This window comes from Nocardia pneumoniae NBRC 100136 (genome assembly GCF_000308755.1).
Lineage (GTDB): Bacteria > Actinomycetota > Actinomycetes > Mycobacteriales > Mycobacteriaceae > Nocardia > Nocardia pneumoniae.
On sequence record NZ_BAGF01000017.1, the window covers coordinates 126,844 to 147,119 of the forward strand.

Below are 20,276 nucleotides of genomic sequence, written 5' to 3' on the forward strand. Positions count from 1 at the left end.
GAACAAGAGTCCTCGGGAACTGTACTGTGTTCGGCGAACGCGAGCACTGTTCGGGGGAGGAATAATGCCTTCAAAACCCACCACACGCTGGCAGGTGAGCGGCTACCGCTTTCTGGTCCGGCGGATGGAGCACGCCTTGGTGCGCCGGGACGTGCGAATGCTGCACGACCCCATGCGTTCCCAATCCCGCGCGTATGCGGCCGGTCTGATCCTGGCGTGTGTCGTGCTGGCCGGTTGCGGCGTGCTGGCGTTGCTGCGCCCGCAGGACAAGATCGGCGACAACAAGATCCTGATCGGCAAGGATTCCGGCGCCGTCTACGTGGTGCTCGACGACGTGGTGCACCCGGCCCTCAACTTGGCCTCGGCGCGGCTGGCCGCGGGCGAGGCGGCCAAGCCCGCGATCGTGAAGGAATCGGAGCTGGGCAAGAAGCCGCGCGGCCAATTGATCGGCATCCCAGGCGCTCCCGGCTCGCTGCACTTCGACAAGGAGGGCAAGGGCCGGGTCTGGACGGTGTGCGACTCGCTGAAGACCGACGGCAGCGACGAGCGCAGCAGCTCGGTGCTGATCGGCGATCTGGAGCTGGGTGACAAGGCCGCGCCGATGGGCAAGGACAAGGCGCTGCTGGTGAAGGGCAAGGACGCGGTTTATCTGGTCTGGAACAAGACCCGCGCCCGTGTCGACATGAACGACCCGTTCGTGACCGGACCGCTGAACATTCGGGGGATGACCCCACGGCCGATCAGCGAGGGCCTGCTCAACGCGATTCCCGAGGTGGATCCGATCATCCCGCCCAAGATCACCGATCCAGGGGGGCAACCGTACGGGTATTCGATCAACGGCTTGAAGATCGGCACAGTCGTCCAGCTCGATGGCAAAGCCAATCAGAATTACGTCCTGCTGCGCGACGGTCTGCAGGCCATCAGTCCGTTCACCGCCGAAGTGATCCGTGGCTCGCAGCGCAACCCCGACCACGGCACCGCCATCGAATCTTTCGACAAGACCAACGCGCCGGAGTCGAGGGCATTGAACGTCGATACCTACCCCGAGACCGCGCCGACGATCATCCAGCCCAAGGCGCGCCCGGTGAGCTGCTTGTCGTGGAAACCGATTCCGGGCGTGGCGGGCAACACCGATGTCGCGGTGCGGGCGGAGCTGTCGTTCATCGACGGTAGCGATCTGCCGATGTCCAGCGACGCCAAGCTGGTTCCGCTCGCGCAGGCCGACGGCAAGGGCGACAACGTCGACTCCGTGTACTTCCGTCCTGGTTCGGGCGCGTTCGTCCAGACCACCGGCATCGAACCGGACAGCAGGCGCAAGGACAGCATGTTCTACGTGGCCGACACCGGTGTTCGCTTCGGCATCAAGGACAATGAGGCTGCGAAGGCGCTCGGCATGGACGCCGAATCCGGTGTCAAACCCGAACCGGCGCCGTGGCCGATCGTCGGCTTGCTTGCCAGCGGACCGACGATGGGCCGTGACGCGGCCATGGTCGCCCACGACGGCGTCGCCCCGGATTCCGCACCCGCCAAGCAGCCGGTCGCCTCAGCGAAGTAGTCGATCCGCCAGCGGTGCCGAGGGGTTCCCGCATGATCGCGTGCGCCAGCGGTCGAGGAGATCGGCGGGGACTGTGGGGTTCACCGGAAGTACCTCGCTGGTTTCATGTGCCCGGCATCGATGAGCACTTCGATGGCTGCGGCTTTGGCGGCGCAAGTGCGGGCGTCGCAGTCCATGTGGTCCTGCGTCACCCAGTGGGCTTCGTCCACCGGGTACGGCCTGCGCGGTGCGGCGTGGGGTCCTACGCGTTCCCGGATTTCGCCGGTGTGGTCGGGCAACCGGGATGCGTTGTCGATCAGCCAGGGCAGAAACCAGAACAGCAGGATGAGTAGTCCGGCGACGGCGGCTGTGACGATCAATACGACTGCGAGTTCTGCGGGCACTACCGCCCACTTCCGTCGGATGGTTTGTAGGCGAGTGCCCAGTCGTATTCCGGGGTGATGGTGATCAGGGAACAGGCTCGGCAGATGCGGCCGGGGCCGCCGATGTGTTCGAGGGTCGGCGTGATCACCGCGGCGATATCGAGGCGGCGCACGACGATCAGCAGCCGGTGCATCGGGTCGTCGATATCGGGGCTCATGCGCACGGTCCGCCCCAGGTCGTAGCCGAGCCTGGTAGCCAGTGACAGGATCGCCTGCTCGTCTCGCTGCCACGCCTGCCCACTCACGTCGTCTCGTAGGTAACCCAGCGCCTTGGGGCGGACCTGTGCGGTGTGCGGCTGGGGTGCGATGCGTGGCCGTGTCATGCGGTGTCCTTCACGTCGACGGGAATTGACCGTCCGGCGCCGCGGGCTTACGCGCATTGAGCGTAACCTTGTGCGGTCGATGTGCCCAAGAGATGGCATCGGCCCGGCGCCGGACCATCGATAGCGTCGGCCGCCGCAGACGGTGCGGCGACAGTGTCGGCTGACCGGCACGATTGCGCGATTTCTGCTGTTTGCGCCACGAGTTGTGGTGCCAAGAGCGGAGTGCCGGGGTTTGCATATCCGGGTGACACGCAAGGCATCGTGGTCTGATGATCGAAAGCCGCTGAATCTCAGGAATATTCATCGATCAGGTGTGGACGCCTTCATCTGATTCCCGGTACTCTCCGGCGTATGAGCGACGGGGGGAGTCCGGGACCTGGTCCGAGCTTGTCGGTTGTGCCGGAGAAGGTGCGCGAGGTAGGCCAGTACGTCTACGACGTGGCCGAAGCCCTGCGCTCGGCGCTGGATTCCGCTGCCAAGGACGTGGATTCGCTGGTCAATGGTTCCTGGACTGGTGATCTGGCAGCTGAATTCGGCCAAGGGTGGACCGAAGTCCGTGACGGCGGCGTCCAGATCATCACCGCGCTGACCGGCATGGCCGAAAAGCTCGGTGTCACCGCCGACACCTACCAGGCCCGCGACGAGAACACCGCCACCGCCCTGAACACCTCCAGCCTGGATCTGCCATGAGCTCGCAGTTCTCCGTCGACCTCGACCACCTCGACCAGATCGTCGCCCGCCTGTCCGGTCTTGCCGGATTCATCGCCGACCACCTCGACGAAATCGACGGCAAAGTCGCGACCCTGCAGGGCAGCGGCTGGGAAAGTGTTGCTGCCCAGGCGTATGCCGACGCGCACCGCCAATGGGCCATCGGTGCAAGGGAATTCGCCGAGGGTATCCGCGACATGAGCATGGCTGCCCGGGACGCGCACGGGCGGTATACCACCGCTGTCGCATTCAACCGGCAGATGCTACGGGGAGGGTAACCGGGATGCGAGTCGACTGGCAGGCGTACTACGACGCCGCCGACAAGTGCCACAAACTCGCCAACGACATCGCCCTCGCGCTCGGGCCGCTACACCGGACCTTGGTGCACGATTGCGCGAAAATGGCCGGTGACTCTCCGGGCTGTAAAGACTGGGGAGAATCGTATGACAAGCGCGCTCGAGATCTTGTGCGTTCGACGGCGACGTTGGCGAATGCGCTCACCCGATATGGCGACGTCCTCGCCGCCAACGGCTACAACTACGGCATCTCCAACAAATCCAACCCGCCACCACCACGCCCCACACCATCCGAGCCGCTGTACGACTCGGGCATGGCAATGCCCGTCAGCTCCATCGGGGACAACGGTGCAGGTATCGAGTCCACACTCGCCGAGCTGCTCAACGAAGTAATCAAGGAGTTCGGCAAACTCCCCAACGGTCATACCGAGAACCTTGGGAAAGCCCACGACGCTTGGAAAGCATTTTCCAGTCACACCGCACTGACCGAGGCCTCCTCGCGAGTAGGAAGCATCATCGCCCTCTTCGAGGCCGTCGATGACGACAATGCGCAGGACATCTTGGGTCACCTGAATGTGCTGAAACGCGGCACCGATGGGATCGCTCAGGCGTCGCTGGCTATCACGGCACCCGTCGGCGAGTATCAGTCCTCGCTACATTCGATGCGCACCGAACTACAATCCGCGGTCCATGCCGCAGAGGCCACGATCGCGGCCACTGTGGTTGCTGGCGTGGTCCTGGCCGCGTTCAGCTTCGGCGCCAGCGCCGTCGCTGCCGCAGGAGGTGTGACGGCAGTCGTCGGCAACGCCATCAATGTCATCCGCACCGTGTACACGGGTAGCCGTCTCATCCGGGTGATCGGCTTGGCCACCGCTGCCGCCGGGGCCGCGGTGGCGGTCAAGGCATTCGACGCCGTCCCCGATTTCAGCTTCGAAAGCGCCCTCGTCACCATCGCGTCGCTCCCCTTCAAACTCTTCGAGGACGAGTACGCGGACAACATCAACGGCGGCGCCGCCGATGGGCCATTCGCCACCGCTACGCTTACGACGGATCCCAAGAAGATCGCCAAGCAGTTCGGCGTCCCCAGGGGAGACGTCAATGATGCGATACATGAGTTGAAGAAAGATGCCAAAGAGATTCGAGCCAACGGCAGGAATAACAATCCAGACGTTGTGGTAGACCTCGAATCGGGAGATGTATACGTGAAACTGCCGGGCGGGCAGGCGTCCGAAGAAAGTATTGGCAACATCCGGGACTACCTGCCGCGCCAGTATGACGACGAAGGTGGCGACGAAGATGGAGAATGACGAGTCTGCTGCAGTAAATCAAGAGATCAGGGCACTGAATGAACGATGGAATCGGGAGATTCGAGAACTCGACGATCGATGGATACTGCGGCCGTTGCGGGGAAAACGCGCCGTACGTGTCGAGTGGCGCTCACAGGACATCGAACTCGTTCTCGACTCATCGGATCGGATCATTATAGATTACCGAGCCGAGCTCTCGCCTCGATCCTTGGCGCCTGATGATCCCGACAGGAGACTGATCACCGATTGGGATCGATCCTTCGTTGAGCAGATCATCACGTCAGAGATTTTGTCGGCTGTAGCGTTCAAATCCGGTGACCTACGACTTGGGTTCCGCAACGGATGGAATCTGTTCACGTACCGGAAGCGTTCTGACAAGCCTACTGTCGTATATTCAGGCGATCAGACGATGTGGAGCATTTCGGGGATCGGAGAAGATCCCGGCTATCCCATACGGTCCGTGAACCGTGATTCGTAAAGTCCATGTAATCAGTCAACGATGTACGCTATCCGGATGAGCGGCCACCGTCATCTGGGCTGAAGACCTGTGGGCAATGCTCGAGCCGGACGATATCGGCAAAGTCCTGGTGTCGCGGGCGCGTGGCGGGCCGGTTTGGATGGGGCATCGGGTGAAGATGGTGCCTTCGGGCGTTGGGCGAATGAGTATGCGGCATTGGGTGTTCAGCAGCATCGGCTGTCGCCAGGAGGAGAACTGGCGTCAGGCATCGATTGCGTGAAATCCGTTGTTTGCTGCCGGGATGGCGTTGGCCGGCATAGAGTTTCGGGTATTGCGTATCGCTTCAGGTAGGGGGCTGGATGTGACCGATTCACCTTTCACTGCTGTGTGGGACTCACCGAGGTTCGGGCAGTTGCTCGCCGCGGGCAAGCCGGGACCGGCGCTGGCTCTCGTCCGTAAGCAGATGGGGTTGTCCCAGGTCGATTTCGGGGAGTTGTTGCACTGGGATCGCACCCATGCCGGGCGGGTCGAGCGGGGTGAGGTCGGCACGATTTTCGATGTGCGGGAGCTGATTCGGGCGGCTGACGCGCTGGGCATACCACGGTCTGCGCTGCTGCCCCTCTTGCTCGGTGACGTCGACGCGGGGACCATCGAAGGCGGGGGCGGCGAAGGAGTCGATGACGTGGATCGCAGACAATTCGTCCAGACAGCGACGGTCGCGGTGGCGGCAACGGGAGCGGCAGCCGACCTGCCGTGGTCGGATCCGATACGCGTCGGGACCGGGCACATCGCCTACCTGCGCAAGGTGACTCAGCAGCTGTGGGAGCACGACAACGTATACAGCGGCGGCAGGATCGCAGACTCCGTAATTCAGCAGTACCGTCTGGTTCGTCGCCTGGTCGACCACGGTGAATACGGCTCCCGCTTGGGTGCGGAGCTGATCGATGCGGCCTGTCGGCTGGCCGGTTTCGCAGGCTGGGTCACCGAAGACAGCGGGCGTGTTGACGTTGCGAGGCGTTTCTACTCGGAGGCAGTTGTTCTCGCCGAACAAACCGGTAAAGAAGATCTTCTGGAGGACGCCATCGCGAACATGTCATTTCTCGCCACGAAACGTCCGACGAGCCGTGAGCCGGTACATCTGGCGCAGCGTGCGAGCGAACTTGCACGCCGCATCCCTTCAGCGCGTTTGAATGCGCTGCGGGTAGCACGAGAAGCGGTAGCGCATGCGGCAGTTGGCGAGAGCCGCGAGTTCGAACAGGCCATGATCCGCGCCTGGCGGGAAGTGGACCGTGGTCTGGATGATCCCGATGACCCGATCTGGTTGCACTTCGTCACTCCGGCCGAGATCCGATCCATCGAGGCCAGAGGCCGGTCCTACCTGGGGCAGCACAGTCGGGCGGCAACCATCTATCGCGAGGCGATCAGCAGTGGAGAAACAATGCTGCCCCGGGACGAGGCGTCATACCGTGCGTACTTCGCGGCGTCGCTTGCTGGCCTCGGTGATCTCAACACGGCAATCACCGAGGGGCACACGGCCTTGTCGCTGCTGGAAGGCCCGGTCAACTCTCCGCGCTTGGTAGAAGAGCTTCGACCGGTGCGAGTCGGTGCCTCGCGATTGCGAGGAGACGATGCCGAACGCTTCCGCCACCGATTCGACGCGTTGTGTGGTTCAGCTACAGGGCACGGCGGATCCGGCCGGTCGACGTAGGCCCACTGGGTTCCGAAATGTAAGCAGAGCGAGGACCGGCACCGAGCATGGCTCGGCTGGGCCAGATGTTCAGTTCTGCGCCAGCGCAATAGGTTTCGGTCAATTACTGATCAACCACGTATCTGGTGGAACCGGATCGGCAGTCGGTGCGTCATAGACTTCGGATGACTTGTGACGGTGGGATGGGAGGCGCTGGTGGGAGGACGGACAGGAGCGGCCGTGATGCTGGCGGGAGCGCTAGCGCTTACCGGGTGCGCGCAGTCTGCCGATGATGCGGCGACCCCGAGCACGAGTATCGACAAGAAGGCCGCTACTGCGGCGCTGTGGGATCCGTGTACGCAGATCAGTGATCAGACGTTGCGCAGTCTGGAGGTTGATCCATCGACACGTGAGTCCGGCGTCGGAGGGGTCGAGACGGAGGGATGGAAGATGTGCAGCTGGAGTCCTTCAGCACGAAGCGACTACTCCTTGACGGTCGACTCCTCCATCTTTACTGTCGACGATTTCAAGAAGAAGGAGGGAAACGTCGACTTCGTCGCGATCTCTGTGAAAGGCCGTGACGGGTGGCGATATCACCGATCCAAGGATCGGAAGAATGAGACATGCGACCTGCTATTCCCGTCGAGTCAGGGTGCACACGGAATTTCTTTCTATAACCTGTCACCCAGCTCTAAGGAGGTGCCATGCGATCGGGCGCTCGCTGCCGCTGACGTTTTGGTACCGTTATTTCCCGAGTGACTTGAAGGGGAGAAACAAATGGCAGTGAACGAAGATGTCACGTTGTGGCGGTATCTTGCCGACGAGGCGAAGGCTGGTCATTTGTATCTCGACGACTCCGTCTCTCGTGACTGCCTGAAGGCAGTAGAGGATCGGATTGGCGTACTCAACAAGTGCCGCAGGTTGCTCCGCAACATGGACAAGGTCACCGGTCTCGGCGACTTCCCCTGCGCCGACGAGCTCGCGAAGATGTTGGGTGCCAAGGCAATCGGCGGTGAGGGCGACTTCGACTCTGCTCTGGCCGAGCACATCACCGTCCTGGAGTTGATCCGGGATACGATCAAGGTGTCTGTTGACCGGTTGGTAGAGCAGGAGCGCATCAACGCGCAGGCTCTGGCGAATGTCCAAGTGAACTGATCGGGGGGAGTGGTTGTGAGTATTCCGGCGCTGGCGGCCGTCATCATCGCGTTGCGGGAGCAGTCGAAGAGTGGTCCGCCGGATTCGTACGCGAACGCCAATGGTGATCAGAGTCCTGATGCGATCGCGGCGCGGAATCGGATCGGTGAAATTCTCAACGGCGGTTCCGGTATCCAGTTCCAGTCCTCGAAGGTTCCGGCGGATTCGTACAAGAATCCCGAGAGTCTGGACGACATCTACGAGCGCGTGCAGAAGATGGATCAAACTGCGATCACCGGCGTGCACCAGATGTGGGAGGGCCTGCGGAACAAGCTTCAGGACAGCCAAAAGGAGTTCGGCCCGGCGATTCTTCAGGCGATCGCCGAGAAGTGGCAGGGCGGTGCCGGGAACAAGGCGGCCGAGGGCATCCGCAAGTACGCCGACGAATCCCAGCAGTTGGTGGCTTCCGCGCAGATCGTGGCGGAGAAGGTGAAGCTGGTGCGGTCGGCGGTGGAGATCACCAAACCGGCGGTGCAGCCGGATTATCAGCCGACCTGGACGAGCGATGTGGCCAGCTGGGTGCCTGGTCCGACGTGGAAGTTGAACGATCACCGCCGCGACGTCACCACCGCCGCGAATGCCCACGTGATCAACAACGTCTTCTATCCGGCCGTGAAGGAAAGCGATACCCAGGTTCCGCTGGCACCACGCCCGCACAATCCGGTGAACGATCCGGGCACGAACACATCATGGACACCGCCGGGCACTTCTGGCCAGCCGGGCGTGCCGGGCAGCCAGACTCCGAACAACCCGGCCTCCGATCAGGCGTCGAACCCGCAGGACCAGGCGACGAGCGAGAATCCGACTGACACGACCCCGGCAGGAGTGGATCCCTCGTCCACACCGGGTTTCGATCCGTCGAAGGCGAACCCGACCGTCCCCGCGGGTATCGACCCCGCCGCGACGACGCCGTCGAGCACCCAGCCGGGCAATCCGTCCAGCTCCGTCCCGGGCGGCCCCGGCGGGCCAGGATCACCGTCCGGTGCTCCACCCGGTGGTCCCGGAAAGTCGGTGCCCGGTGCGCCGGGCACTCCGGTCGCACCGGGCGCGGGTCGGCCCGGAACCGGGAGGCCTGGCGCAGCGGGAATGGGCGGAGTCCCCGGCATGATGCCGCCGGGTGCCCGCGGGCGACGCGACGAGGAGAAGGAGCACAAGTCGAAGATCAGCGAAGCCCTGGTGACGCAGGAAAACGGTGAGGAGTTGACCGGCCTGGACGAGGCGCACCGGCCCAAGGCAGTGCCTCCGGTGCTCGGCGGATGAGCATTATGCGGCAGTGGACGTTCAGCGCCCTGGGTTTTGCGGTGCTGTGGCGCGGTATCGACCGGGATGTGTTGCCGTACCCGTTGCAACAGCAGTCCGGTCACGACACCGTCGATGCCTACGTGGAGGCATGGAAGGCGGAGGCGGCCGACCTCGTCCAACGGATGGACGAGGACATCTACACCGCGCTGCGGCTGCTCGATGAACCGGAAGCCCGCATCGAGGCCGCCGGATTCGCTGGTGCGGCAACCGGATCGACGGACCTGCTGCACGGCGGCGACCCTCGGCACCGGATCCGGGTGCACGTCGCCGTGCACTACCGGCATGCCGTGCTGCTCACCCAGGAGCCGACGGCGAGCGCGAATTCCGGTGGGCGCGTCAACATGTCGCTCATCGATGCCGACGACGTGGCCCGCCATGTGCTCGCCGCGCTACCGCACACCGCACGTGGCACCGGCTCCGCCCTGCAGGTATCCCGGCACGACCTCGCCGACGAGAATCGCCCGTTCACCGCATTCCACGACGACGCCCCACGATCACCCCGCGAACAGGCGCGACAATTCTTCGAACGCCTCCGCGGCACCGTCGTCCACATCGCCGTCCACCCCGGCCCGGCCTGGGACAATCGCCCCTCCGCCGCCCGCGACCTGCACGTCATGGACTTCCCGGACGGCCGATACCTGGTGCGCCACAACGCCCACGAGATCCGCGCCGAACCCGCCGACACCACCGCACTGAACACCTGCCTGCGGCACCTGATCGACACCACGGTCAACGCATACCGCGAAGACAACGACCCCAACTACAGCTATACCTGACAGATCGAGAGATTCCCTCGCGCCAGATGGAATTTCCGTACATATCTGTGGTGCTCCCATGCCTACTGAACTTCCTCGGTCGGGGCACCGTTCTGGGCGAACCATGACTGCCTCCCGGAAACCTGGCGCTAATCGGTGACTACGAGATCAGGAGAGATACCGTTGGAATTCGATATGTCGAAGTTGACGCCCAGGGAACACGACTTCGTGGACTCGGCCTTGGCCAGCTGGGTCGGAGTATCGACAAGCGCACCGATTCCGGTGCGCGCACTGGGTTTTGCCGATCGCGACCGGTTCAATGACGAGGCCGCCAGGCTCCGTCGTGCCGTCCGCGACGGCGCGATGTTGACCGAGGTCGAGACCGCGAGGGTGCTGTTCCTGAGCGAACTGGCCTTCGGCAGCGACCTGTTCGGCGCGGGCGTGGAATTCCAACTGGTCAGCCCGATGCGCGACGCCGAAGCGATCACGATCCTTCGCTCCCTGCAACGGAAACTCTATACCCGCGACGGCGCAAAGGCGCTGTTCAAGCCCGAGTTGTACGCACCCGAATAAGCCCGAGCCACAGTATGGGACAGTTCGGAGCGACTGACTGTGATTGCGCGTCAGCGTGTCAGGAGTAGTTCGACGGGCACTCAGGAGTCGCCGCGGTGTCGGCGGTCGGCCTGGTGAGCGAGGCGATCTCGGCGCGCAGCGCACGGACCTCCTCGGCGAGGATGCCGATCTCGATATCGGCACGTTCGGCGGACTTCTCGACGGACCTCAGCTGGTCCATCACCCAGCTGGTGGTGGTGCCGATGGCGAAGCTGATCAGGCCGATGCCGAAGGTCATCAGGATCAGCGAGGCGAAGCGTCCCTCGGTCGTCACCGGATAGATGTCCCCGTAGCCGACGGTCGTCACCGAGACCATCGCCCACCACAGCGCGTCGCCGAAGCTATCGATCTTGCTGTCTTCGACGCCGTACTCGGCATCGAAGAATGCCAGGCTGCACAGCAGGATCACGAGCGCCGAGCTGGTGGCGACGAACACCGCCATGCGGGCGCGGGTCACGGTTCTGCGGTTCACCGTGTCGATCAGCAGCAGCGCCGCCCGGACCAGTCGCACCGGGCGGAACGGCGGCAGCAGCACGATCAGCAACTCCAGCGGATGGGTGCGGACGAAACGCCAGCGATTCGTGGACAACCACAGCCGGATCGCGAAGTCCGCCGCGAAAACCACCCAGATCGCCACGTCGACACGGGTGAGCCAGGCATCCAGTTCGTGTGACGCGCCGGTGTCGAGCACATACCAGGCGTAGACGCCCACGAAGCACACCGCCAGCATGATCATCGGCGCATTCGTCGCGCGCTCCCATGCCTGCCTGCGGGTGATCGCGGGCGGGTCGGCAGACACTTCCACGCCGGATTCGCTCTGGGGCGTGGCGGTGGATTCGGACGTTAAAGGGGACATGGCAGCTACCTGTGTCGATCTGATGCGGTATTCAGTTACCGCACTGCAACACGTGCACGCTACCTGTCATCTGTGTGCCGTTCGCCCGAATGCGGTGCCCGTCGCAGTTACAGCTAGGCGCCGGATGGGAAACGAGGCGACACGGCCGAGCACCAGACCGGGATCACCCCTCACCTGCCCGGGTCGGTTTGTCGTGTCCGGCCGTGTCGGGGTCGGGAATTGTCACTCGTCCTCGGTGACACCGAATCGGCGGCGGATCGGGAACGACGCGAGCATGCCCAGGACCAGCAGTGCCGCGACGCTGCCGCTGCCGATCAACGCCACGTTGCGGGCGCGATGGTCCGGCGGCGGAGGCGGCAGGGGGACCGGCAGTTGCACACTCAGAGCCGCCGCCGGGCGCTTGGGCGGCAGTGTTCTGGGCACTTCCGCCGTCAGCGCGGCGACCGGGTCGATCGCGCCATAGCCCACGTACGGGTTCCACCCTTCGGCCGGGGCGTGCGCGGTGGCCTGGATACGTTTGATCACGTCGAGGGCGCTGAGCTCGGGAAAGCGCGCGCGGACCAATGCGACCACCCCGGACACATAAGGCGCCGCGAAGCTGGTTCCCTTGAGCGGTGCCAGGCTCTGGTTCTCGTATTTCCCGGTGATGGTGCCGGTTCCGCGCGGGTCGAGCGAGACGATGTCCTCGCCGGGCGCGGCCACGCCGAGCCATGGCCCCGGCACGGTGAAACTCGACGGTGCGCCGTTCTGGTCGATCGATCCGACGGTCAGGACGTAATCGTCGTAGCGTGCGGGCGTGACGTTGGTGGTCAGGTTGTTCCACGGATCGCCGTCCGGCTTCAGCGGGTCGATGCCTGGGTTGCTCGGCTTGCACTTCCCATCGGTGTTGCCCGCCGCGACCACGACGACGGCGTCCATTTCCAGGGCCGCGTAACGCACGGCGGCGCCGACCGGGCCGTCGTTGAAGCTCTGGCCGCTGGGCACGCAGGAGACCAGCGAGATGTTGATGACCGAAGCGCGCCGGTCGGCGGCCCGCCGGATCGCGGAGGCGAGCGATTCGATCCTGCCGTAGCCCTTCGGTGGGTCCTCCGGTCTCTTGTCCTGTTGGCCGGGGACCTCGTACAACGCGCTGGTCTGGCGGATCGAGAGAATCCGCGCCTCTGGTGCTACGCCGGAGAATCCCTGCCCCGCTATGGGTTTCGCGGCGATAATGCCCGCGACCACCGTGCCGTGGGCGTCGCAGTCCTCGCTGATCCCGTCGCCGCCGTCCGCGACGTAGTCGCCGCCCGCTTCCAGATCGGGCAGGCGCGGATGCGAGGCGACCCCCGTGTCGATCACCGCGACGAGCTGACCTTCGCCTCGGGAGAACTCCCACGCGTGCGGCAGATTGAGCGAACGCTGGGGAATGGGAACGGCAGGGCCGTCGCCGCCCTGCTGGGTGGAGTAGCACGGCGCGTTGGCCGGGCGCTCGGTTTTGTCCAACGGCCGAGCCGGATCACCCGACGGCAGTTGGCCGGGATCGACCGGCGCCGGTCGATCGGCGTAGGCGATGCCCTGGCCCGCGCCCACTCCGAATGACACGCTCAGCGACAGCACCGCCGCGGCAGCGCCGGTGCGAAGTACGCGGTTCACAGCCCGCGGACGAGGGAGTAGAGGTCGGCCACCCAGAACACCAGGGGCAGCACGGCCGCCACGAACGCGTACTCGAGCAGTTCGACGCCGCGGCGCATCGGCGGCGTGGCCGACTGGTTCGGGACGATGATGCCGAGAATCAGCGCCGCGACCAGCGCGATCATCGCCGCGCCGAACACCGCCAGCGGCTGGTCCATCGCGAATCCCGCGCCCGCCAACATGATCAGCGCGATCGCCGCGCCGCCCGCGATGAGCACGACGGCCTGCTCCGCGCCCGCGTACGTGCGACTGCGGAACATCAGAACCGCCGCGCAGACCAGCGCGAGCGCGACGCCCTGCCAGTACGGGTCGTCGGCGGTCGGATCGGTGGCCGCCAGCGCGCCGACGGCGGTGACCAGCGTGGTCGCGGCGACCAGACCGGCGAGATACATGCGGGCTCGTTCCGACTTCGCCCGCAGTACGTCCATGGTCGGCAGCGCGCGGTGATCGTCCGGATCGTCCTCGGTCGGATCGATCGGCGTGCCAGGTGAAGGAACCGGCGGCAGCGGCAGTTTCGCGAGCAGCATGGACACCCGCGGCGCCAGCGAGAGACCGCCGAGCCCGAGCGCAGCCGCGCCCGCGCCGATCGCGCGTTCCGGCTGGTCGGTGAGCAGGCCGACCAGCGCGGCGGGCACCGCGTACGCCGCGAGGGTGGCCGCGCCGATGAACAACGCCAGACCGACGCCGGTGACCCGCCAGGCCAGGATCGCCGTCGCGCCCGCCAAGACCGAGCCGAGCAGAATGTGCGCCCAGCCATAGTGATCCGGCACGTAGAGCATGCCCGCGCTGAACGCGGCGGGCAACGCGCAGCCGCCGAGCACCAGCGCGGTGCCGGTGTCGCCGTACATCCTGCTCAGCACCATCGCCGCCACCACGAGCAGGATCGCGACGACCAGCGCGACCGAGCCGCCCACCCCGATCGGCAGCGAGTCGGGGGACAGCAGCAAGCCGAGGCAGCCGACGATCATGGTGATCGCGGCGAGCACCGAGCCGGTGATCCGCGCGACCCGCGGGGTCCAGCTGCGGTAATGGTCGGCGTCGGCGATCGCGACGTTGTACATGATGTCGTCGAACAGCGGCGTCGGCGCGGTGTGCGAGGCACTCTCCAGCATCAGCAGCTCGCCGTCGCGGACGCCGTGCTCGCCGAGGCTGAGCGAGTTGGAGAACGGCGGATGGCCGATGCGGGCGAGCACCCACTCCGCGGGCTCGAAACGCTCGCCCTCGTTGTCGAACTCGTTGGTGCGGCTGTGCTGGGCGACCATGTCGACGACGCTCGGAATCACCAGCGCGACCGGCACGTCCACCGGGATGGCCATGTCGACCTGGGTGTGCTTGGCCAGAATCGTCACACGGGCGAGATCGGGAGCGCGGACGATCCCGCGCGAGGATTCTTCGTCGATGTGGTCAAGTCGCGCGTGCGTCAAGCTTCCCCCAACTCGGTCTGCTACCTCGTGATTCCGCGACGCCGCGGGCCGGGGGCGAGCTTGCGAACCCACGGTCCGGGCAGCAGAATGCTGGTCGAACTGTACGACATGTCGGCTGTGGCCTCTACACTGAGGCCGAATCACAGCGTGGCCGAAGGGGGATTCTCGTCGATGAGCACTGTCCGCTTCCAGCGCCGTGCGCGCCGCGAGATGCCTCGATCGCCCGGTGGCGAGGTCACCCTGCAGCCGCCGCCCGAAATCCCCCGGGTCACACCGGGAAACCTGCTGCTGAAGCTGATGCCGGTCGTGATGGTGATCGGCATGGTCGGCATGATGGCCCTGCTCTTCACCCAGGGCGGCGGCATCGCGTCGAATCCGATGAGCATGATGTTCCCGATCATGATGCTGTTCTCCATGGTCGGCATGTTCGCCGGTCAGGGCGGCGGCAAGGGACAGAAGGCCGCGGAGGCCAACGAGGATCGCAAGGACTACCTGCGCTATCTCGACCAGGTCCGCAAGGACGTCGACGAGACCGCGCGCCAGCAGCGGGCTTCCGTCGAATGGAGTCATCCTGAGCCGGAGTTGATCTGGATGCTCGCGGGCACCAGCCGCATGTGGGAACGCCGCGCGGGGGACAAGGACTTCTGCCACGCCCGCATCGGCGTCGGCGGTCAGCGCCTGGCCACCCGGCTGGTCGCCCCCGAGACCGGTCCGGTCGAGGAGCTCGAGCCGATCGCGGCCGTGTCCCTGCGCCGCTTCGTGCGGGCCCACTCGACCGTGCCCGATCTGCCGACCGCGATCGCGGTCAAGGGTTTCGCCACCATCGCGCTGGACGGCGACCGCGGCGAGGCCCGGGACATGACCCGTGCGATGTTGGTGCAGCTGTGCATGTTCCAGGCGCCCGACCAGGTGCTCGTCGCGATCGTCTGCGGGCCCGACACCGCGCGGGAGTGGGAGTGGACCAAGTGGCTCCCGCACACCCAGCATCCGGACGCGCAGGACGGTATCGGCAGCCAGCGCATGTTCTATGGCTCCATCCGGGAGGCCATGGCGGGGCTACAGCCGTTGCTCGGCAACCGGGTTCGCTACTCGCGCAACCAGCCCGCCAACCCGAACATGGTGCACATCGTGATCGTGGTCGACGGTGGCCTGCTCGAGGCCGAGGACGATCAGCTGCGGGAATCCGGCTACGAGGGCGTCACCATCATCGACCTGTGCGGCTACGCGCCGCGCCTCGCGGTGTCCCGCGGCATCAAGATGATCGTGGAGAACGGCGAGTGCGTCGGCCGCGGCGCGACCGGCAACCAGGAGCGCTTCGCGCTGATCGACCGGATCAGCCCGCAGCAGGCCCAGCAGGTGGCGCGCAGGCTCGCGCCCTACCGTGCGGCGACCCAGCGCAGCAGCGACGTGGAAACCGGTGACTCCGAAGTCATCTCGACCTGGGCGCAGCTGATGGGCCTCGGCGACATCGGCACGTTCAACCCCGAGCACGCCTGGCGCCCGCGCTACGGCCGGGAACGGCTGCGCGTTCCGTTCGGTGTCGGCGCCGACGGCCTTCCGGTGGAACTGGACATCAAGGAAGCCGCCGAGAACGGCATGGGCCCGCACGGTCTGTGCATCGGCGCCACCGGTTCCGGTAAATCGGAGTTCCTGCGCACCCTGGTACTGAGCCTGCTCGCCACCCACTCGCCGGACCAGCTGAACCTGGTGCTGGTCGACTTCAAAGGTGGCGCTACGTTCCTCGGCCTCGACGGCGTGCCGCACGTCGCCGCCGTCATCACCAACCTGGAGGAAGAGGCCGATCTCGTCGACCGCATGAAGGACGCCCTGGCCGGTGAGATGAACCGTCGCCAGGAAGTGCTGCGTGCGGCGGGAAACTTCGCCAACGTCTCCGAATACGAGAAGGCCAGGGCCGCTGGCGCCGATTTGGACCCGCTGCCCGCCCTGTTCGTGGTGCTGGACGAGTTCTCCGAACTGCTCAGCCAGCACCCTGATTTCGCCGAGCTGTTCGTCATGATCGGCCGCCTCGGCCGCTCGCTGCACGTGCATCTGCTGCTCGCCTCCCAGCGCCTCGAAGAGGGCAAGCTCAAGGGCCTGGAAGCCCACCTGTCCTATCGGATCGGGCTGAAGACGTTCTCCGCCAACGAATCCCGCCAGGTGCTCGGCGTCCCGGACGCCTACAACCTGCCGAACAGCCCCGGCGGCGGCTACCTCAAATCGGACTCCGGGGAGATCCAGCGCTTCCAGGCGTCCTATGTCTCCGGCCCTTACGTCGGCGGCGGCTCACAGCGCGATATGTCCATCGCCACCCAGTCCGGCGAAATCGACGTCCGGGCCAGGCCATTCACCGCGACGCAGGTCGGCTTCCGTCCCGCGGACCGCGTTCCGCTGCCGCCCGAGCCCAGTTCGGAACCCGAGCAGCAGGACGAGGACGGCGAGCAGCTGTCCAACCTGAACATGCTGGTCTCCCGGATCCGCGGCCACGGCCGCCCAGCGCACGAGATCTGGCTGCCGCCGCTGGACGAGGCTCCCACGCTCGACCAGCTCATCCCGCGCTCGGTCATCACCGGCGACTACTCTCCGGTGGCCACGCTGCGGGCCCCGATCGGCATCGTGGACCGGCCCTACGATCAGCGCCGTGACCCGATGATCGTCGACCTGTCCGGCGCCCGCGGCAACGTTGCCGTCGTCGGTGGCCCGCAGTCCGGCAAGTCGACCGCGCTGCGCACCATGATCATGGCGATGTCGTTGACCCACACAGCCGAGCAGGTGCAGTTCTACTGCCTCGACTTCGGTGGCGGCACCCTGGCCAGCCTGCAGGGTCTGCCGCACGTCGGCTCGGTCGCCAGCCGCTTGGACGAGGATCAGGTCCGGCGCACGATCGCCGAGATGACCACCATCGTCCGCCAGCGCGAACTGCGCTTCCGCCAGCTGGGCATCGAATCGATGACCGAGTTCCGCAGGCTGCGCGCGGTGGACCCGTCCAGCAGCCCGGCGGCCGCCGGCGCGCACGAGGACCCGTTCGGCGACGTGTTCCTGGTGATCGACGGCTTCGGCTCGATCCGCCAGGACTTCGAGATGCTCGAGCAGACCATCATGAACCTCGCGGTGCAGGGCCTGTCCTACGGCGTGCACGTGGTCATCGCGCTGAACCGCTGGGCGGAAGCGCGTCCGGCGCTCAAGGACCAGATCGGCACCAGGATCGAGCTGCGTCTCGGCGATCCGATGGACTCCGACCTCGGCCGCAAGTTCGCCTCGCTGGTCCCGCAGGGCCGCCCGGGCCGCGGTATGACGCCGGAGTGCCTGCACATGCTGACCGGCCTGCCGCGCATCGACGGCAGCGCCGACCCGAACAACCTGGGCCAAGCGGTCGGCGACGCGGTCGCCACCATCGCCAGGCTCACGCCGGGCCGCCCCGCCCCGCAGGTCCGCATGCTGCCCGAGCAACTGCCGCGTGAGCAACTGCTGTACCTGGCGGGCGACTGGCCCGCGCAGGTCGACCCGAACGCCAAGTGCCTGCGAATCCCCTTCGGCATCAACGAGTCCGAGCTGGCCCCGGTCTACATCGACTTCGTCGAAAGCCCGCACTTCATCATCATCGGCGACACCGAATCGGGGAAGACCACGCTGCTGCGCTCGCTGATCGAGGGCATCGCCGCGTCCAACACCCCCGACCAAGCCCGCTTCATTCTCGGCGACTACCGGCGCTCCATGCTCGGCCTGGTTCCGGAGGGCTATCTCGCCGGTTACGGCTCGACGGCGCCGCAGTTCACCCAGAACATGAACGATCTCGCCGCCTACGTCAACCAGCGCACCCCCGGCCCGGACGTCACGCCGCAGCAGCTCCGCGATCGCTCCTGGTGGAGCGGGCCGGAACTGTACGTCATCGTCGACGACTACGACTTGGTCGCCACCTCCGCGGGCAACCCGGTCCAGGCGCTGCTGGAACACCTGCCACACGCCCGCGACCTCGGTTTCCACGTGATCATCGCCCGCCGCTCCGGTGGCGCCAGCCGGGCGATGTTCGAGGCGACGTTGGCCAGGATGCGGGATCTGGGTTCGGCCGGTCTGATCCTGAGCTGCAGCAAGGACGAGGGCGTGCTGATGGGCACCAAGCGCCCGAGCCCGATGCCTGCCGGACGCGGCACCTATGTCACCCGGAATACCGAGGGCCTGGTCCAGACGGCGTGGATGCCGTCGCCCTGATGTCCGAAGTCGAGCTGGTCATCACGGAAGCGCGCCTCTGGGCGCGTGGCGCTACCACGCACTGGGACCTGCCGCCCTCGATCGTGCTGGGCAGCAATGGTTTCGATCTGGTCGTTGGGCAGCCGCTGACGCCGCCCACCCAGGTCGGCTCGGCGGTCCAGTTCATCCCCGCCGACGCCATCGCCCTGCCGCCGCGCACCCCGTCGGTGGTGGACGCGATGGGCGCCGTCTTCGCCAGCGTGCTGGACAACCTGCGGGTCACCACCCCGTGCCAGCGGATCACGCTGATCTGCCCGACCGAGTGGGGCGCCAAACGCCGAAGTGTGCTCGACCAGGCGGCGCGCCGCTGCGCAGCGGATGTGGTGTTCGAGGACATCGCGGTGCGCGCGGTCGCTGCGGACGAGGGCACCAGCCACAGCCAGCGCACGCTGGTGCTGGAGTTCGGCTTGCTGACCACCACCGCCTCCACCGTCCTGCGAAGTCATCGCGGCATCCACATCGAGTCGTGCGAGTACGAACCCTCCCTCGCGCTCGCGGAAATCACCGCGGAATCACCGGGATTCGTTGTGTTCCGCGCTCTCATCGACCGGCTGCTGGACGGTCGGCCGGTCGACCTTGCCCAGGTGGTCGGCGTCGCCGATTCCGCGAAACTCGACCTCCTCGGTGCCGCGATCGAGCAGGCCGTAGGAACCGCGGTCGAGCTGCGTCCGGTCGCGGGAGCCGATCTCGTGCGTGGCCGCCACACCGAGCCGAGCACGCGAGAGGCGGCACCGGCCGCGCCCTCGCCTACCGAGTGGATGCAACCGCTTCGGGAGCGTGCCGCGGCCCAGCAACCGGGGTATCGCAGGACGGGCGTCGCGCTCGCGGGGATCGCCGCCCTGGTAGTCGTCGCGCTCGTGGTGGTCGCCGCGGTGATCCTGGTGAACCGCGAGGACGAGGCTACGACGGCCGCGCCGAGCGTGAGTGCGACGCCGACCAGCGCCGCGGTTCCGTCCGCCGAAAGCACGTCAGCTGCCGAGCCAGAGACCTTCGGCCGCCTTCGATTTCGCGTTCCGGCAGGGTGGCGCGTCGCCTCGGCACCGGACAGTGGGCGGTCACGCATCGATTTGGTGCCGGAAGACGCTGCCAAGCAACGTATTACGGTGGTGCAGACGCCGCTTGCCGCGGGTTCCGGTTATGAACAGGTCGCCGCGAAGCTGGAGGCGCAGATCGCGCAACGCCCGTCCGGCGTGCTGACCGATCTCAAACGTGATGTCGTGTTCGGCGGCCGTTCCGGCCTGGCGTACTCGGAACGTCCCGGTGACGGATCGACTGTCCGCTGGCATGTCCTGCTGGAGTACGGAATTCAGGTCAGTATCGGTTGCCAGTACGCCGGAGACGGCTGGGCTCAGTTGGAGACCCAGTGCGCGAATTTCGGTGACTCGGTGCGCGTCATTCCGTGATTCGTCAGTGGCGATGCGTCGCCACCGACGTGTTCATATGATTCGAGCCCCCGGTACGA

The 20,276-nt window shown here is 65.9% G+C and carries 17 protein-coding genes; 12 read left to right on the top strand and 5 right to left on the bottom strand.

Annotated elements, in window-relative coordinates; all coding sequences use genetic code 11:
- Positions 1-64 precede the first annotated feature (64 nt).
- Positions 65-1,555, top strand: coding sequence for a type VII secretion protein EccB (gene eccB / locus ON34_RS04185; RefSeq protein WP_040774695.1), 1,491 nt, complete (start codon positions 65-67; stop codon positions 1,553-1,555).
- 80 nt (positions 1,556-1,635) lie between these two features.
- Here the strand turns inward: eccB and ON34_RS04190 are convergent, their stop codons facing one another.
- On the bottom strand, positions 1,636-1,938 hold the full coding sequence (locus tag ON34_RS04190; protein WP_040774519.1) for a hypothetical protein: 303 nt from the start codon (positions 1,936-1,938) through the stop codon (positions 1,636-1,638).
- Complete coding sequence (locus ON34_RS04195) at positions 1,938-2,300, bottom strand: hypothetical protein (protein ID WP_051022132.1); 363 nt, start codon at positions 2,298-2,300, stop codon at positions 1,938-1,940. Before ON34_RS04195 ends, ON34_RS04190 begins: the two co-directional genes overlap by 1 nt.
- Positions 2,301-2,651: 351 nt before the next feature.
- Between ON34_RS04195 and ON34_RS04200 the strand changes: the two genes are divergently transcribed.
- From ON34_RS04200 to ON34_RS04235, 9 genes are all read left to right on the top strand, one after another.
- Positions 2,652-2,990, top strand: coding sequence for an ESX-1 secretion-associated protein (locus ON34_RS04200; protein WP_040774520.1), 339 nt, complete (start codon positions 2,652-2,654; stop codon positions 2,988-2,990).
- A complete protein-coding gene (locus ON34_RS04205; protein WP_040774521.1) occupies positions 2,987-3,286 on the top strand; it encodes a WXG100 family type VII secretion target in 300 nt (99 codons plus the stop codon). Before ON34_RS04200 ends, ON34_RS04205 begins: the two co-directional genes overlap by 4 nt.
- Positions 3,287-3,291: 5 nt before the next feature.
- Positions 3,292-4,611, top strand: coding sequence for a hypothetical protein (locus ON34_RS04210; protein ID WP_051022133.1), 1,320 nt, complete (start codon positions 3,292-3,294; stop codon positions 4,609-4,611).
- 758 nt (positions 4,612-5,369) lie between these two features.
- Entirely contained in the window at positions 5,370-6,776 is a 1,407-nt protein-coding gene (locus ON34_RS04215; RefSeq protein ID WP_083889134.1) for a helix-turn-helix domain-containing protein, read from the top strand.
- A gap of 222 nt (positions 6,777-6,998) precedes the next feature.
- Positions 6,999-7,514, top strand: a complete 516-nt coding sequence (locus tag ON34_RS38435) for a DUF3558 domain-containing protein (RefSeq protein ID WP_373291858.1) — start codon at positions 6,999-7,001, stop codon at positions 7,512-7,514.
- An 18-nt stretch (positions 7,515-7,532) separates the two neighbouring features.
- A complete protein-coding gene (locus tag ON34_RS04220) occupies positions 7,533-7,910 on the top strand; it encodes a hypothetical protein (RefSeq protein WP_040774524.1) in 378 nt (125 codons plus the stop codon).
- 15 nt (positions 7,911-7,925) lie between these two features.
- Positions 7,926-9,209 carry a hypothetical protein gene (locus ON34_RS38010; protein ID WP_051022134.1) on the top strand — a complete coding sequence of 428 codons (1,284 nt, stop codon included), beginning with the start codon at positions 7,926-7,928 and terminating at the stop codon, positions 9,207-9,209.
- A complete protein-coding gene (locus ON34_RS04230) occupies positions 9,206-10,027 on the top strand; it encodes an ESX secretion-associated protein EspG (RefSeq protein WP_083889136.1) in 822 nt (273 codons plus the stop codon). Before ON34_RS38010 ends, ON34_RS04230 begins: the two co-directional genes overlap by 4 nt.
- Before the next feature lie 261 nt (positions 10,028-10,288).
- Positions 10,289-10,579 (top strand): hypothetical protein, encoded by a 291-nt coding sequence (locus ON34_RS04235; protein WP_157172168.1) that lies wholly within the window; start codon positions 10,289-10,291, stop codon positions 10,577-10,579.
- 58 nt (positions 10,580-10,637) lie between these two features.
- On the opposite strand, the gene ON34_RS04240 is transcribed toward ON34_RS04235, so the two are convergent.
- The 3 genes from ON34_RS04240 to eccD all read right to left on the bottom strand — a co-directional run bounded on the left by ON34_RS04240 (position 10,638) and on the right by eccD (position 14,569).
- The gene (locus ON34_RS04240) at positions 10,638-11,474 is read right to left on the bottom strand and encodes a potassium channel family protein (protein WP_083889137.1); all 837 of its coding nucleotides are present in this window, start codon (positions 11,472-11,474) and stop codon (positions 10,638-10,640) included.
- 222 nt (positions 11,475-11,696) lie between these two features.
- Positions 11,697-13,106, bottom strand: a complete 1,410-nt coding sequence (gene mycP / locus ON34_RS04245; RefSeq protein WP_169333845.1) for a type VII secretion-associated serine protease mycosin — start codon at positions 13,104-13,106, stop codon at positions 11,697-11,699.
- Positions 13,103-14,569, bottom strand: a complete 1,467-nt coding sequence (gene eccD / locus ON34_RS04250) for a type VII secretion integral membrane protein EccD (protein ID WP_040774526.1) — start codon at positions 14,567-14,569, stop codon at positions 13,103-13,105. Before eccD ends, mycP begins: the two co-directional genes overlap by 4 nt.
- Positions 14,570-14,740: 171 nt before the next feature.
- Here eccD and ON34_RS04255 point away from each other — a divergent pair, with 171 nt between their 5' ends.
- Together ON34_RS04255 and ON34_RS04260 are read left to right on the top strand one after the other, a co-directional pair.
- Entirely contained in the window at positions 14,741-18,775 is a 4,035-nt protein-coding gene (locus ON34_RS04255) for a type VII secretion protein EccC (protein WP_040774705.1), read from the top strand.
- Positions 18,775-20,217: a type VII secretion-associated protein gene (locus ON34_RS04260; RefSeq protein WP_157172169.1), complete on the top strand. Its 1,443-nt coding sequence runs from the start codon at positions 18,775-18,777 to the stop codon at positions 20,215-20,217. The genes ON34_RS04255 and ON34_RS04260 overlap by 1 nt, the downstream gene beginning before the upstream one ends.
- Positions 20,218-20,276 lie beyond the last annotated feature (59 nt).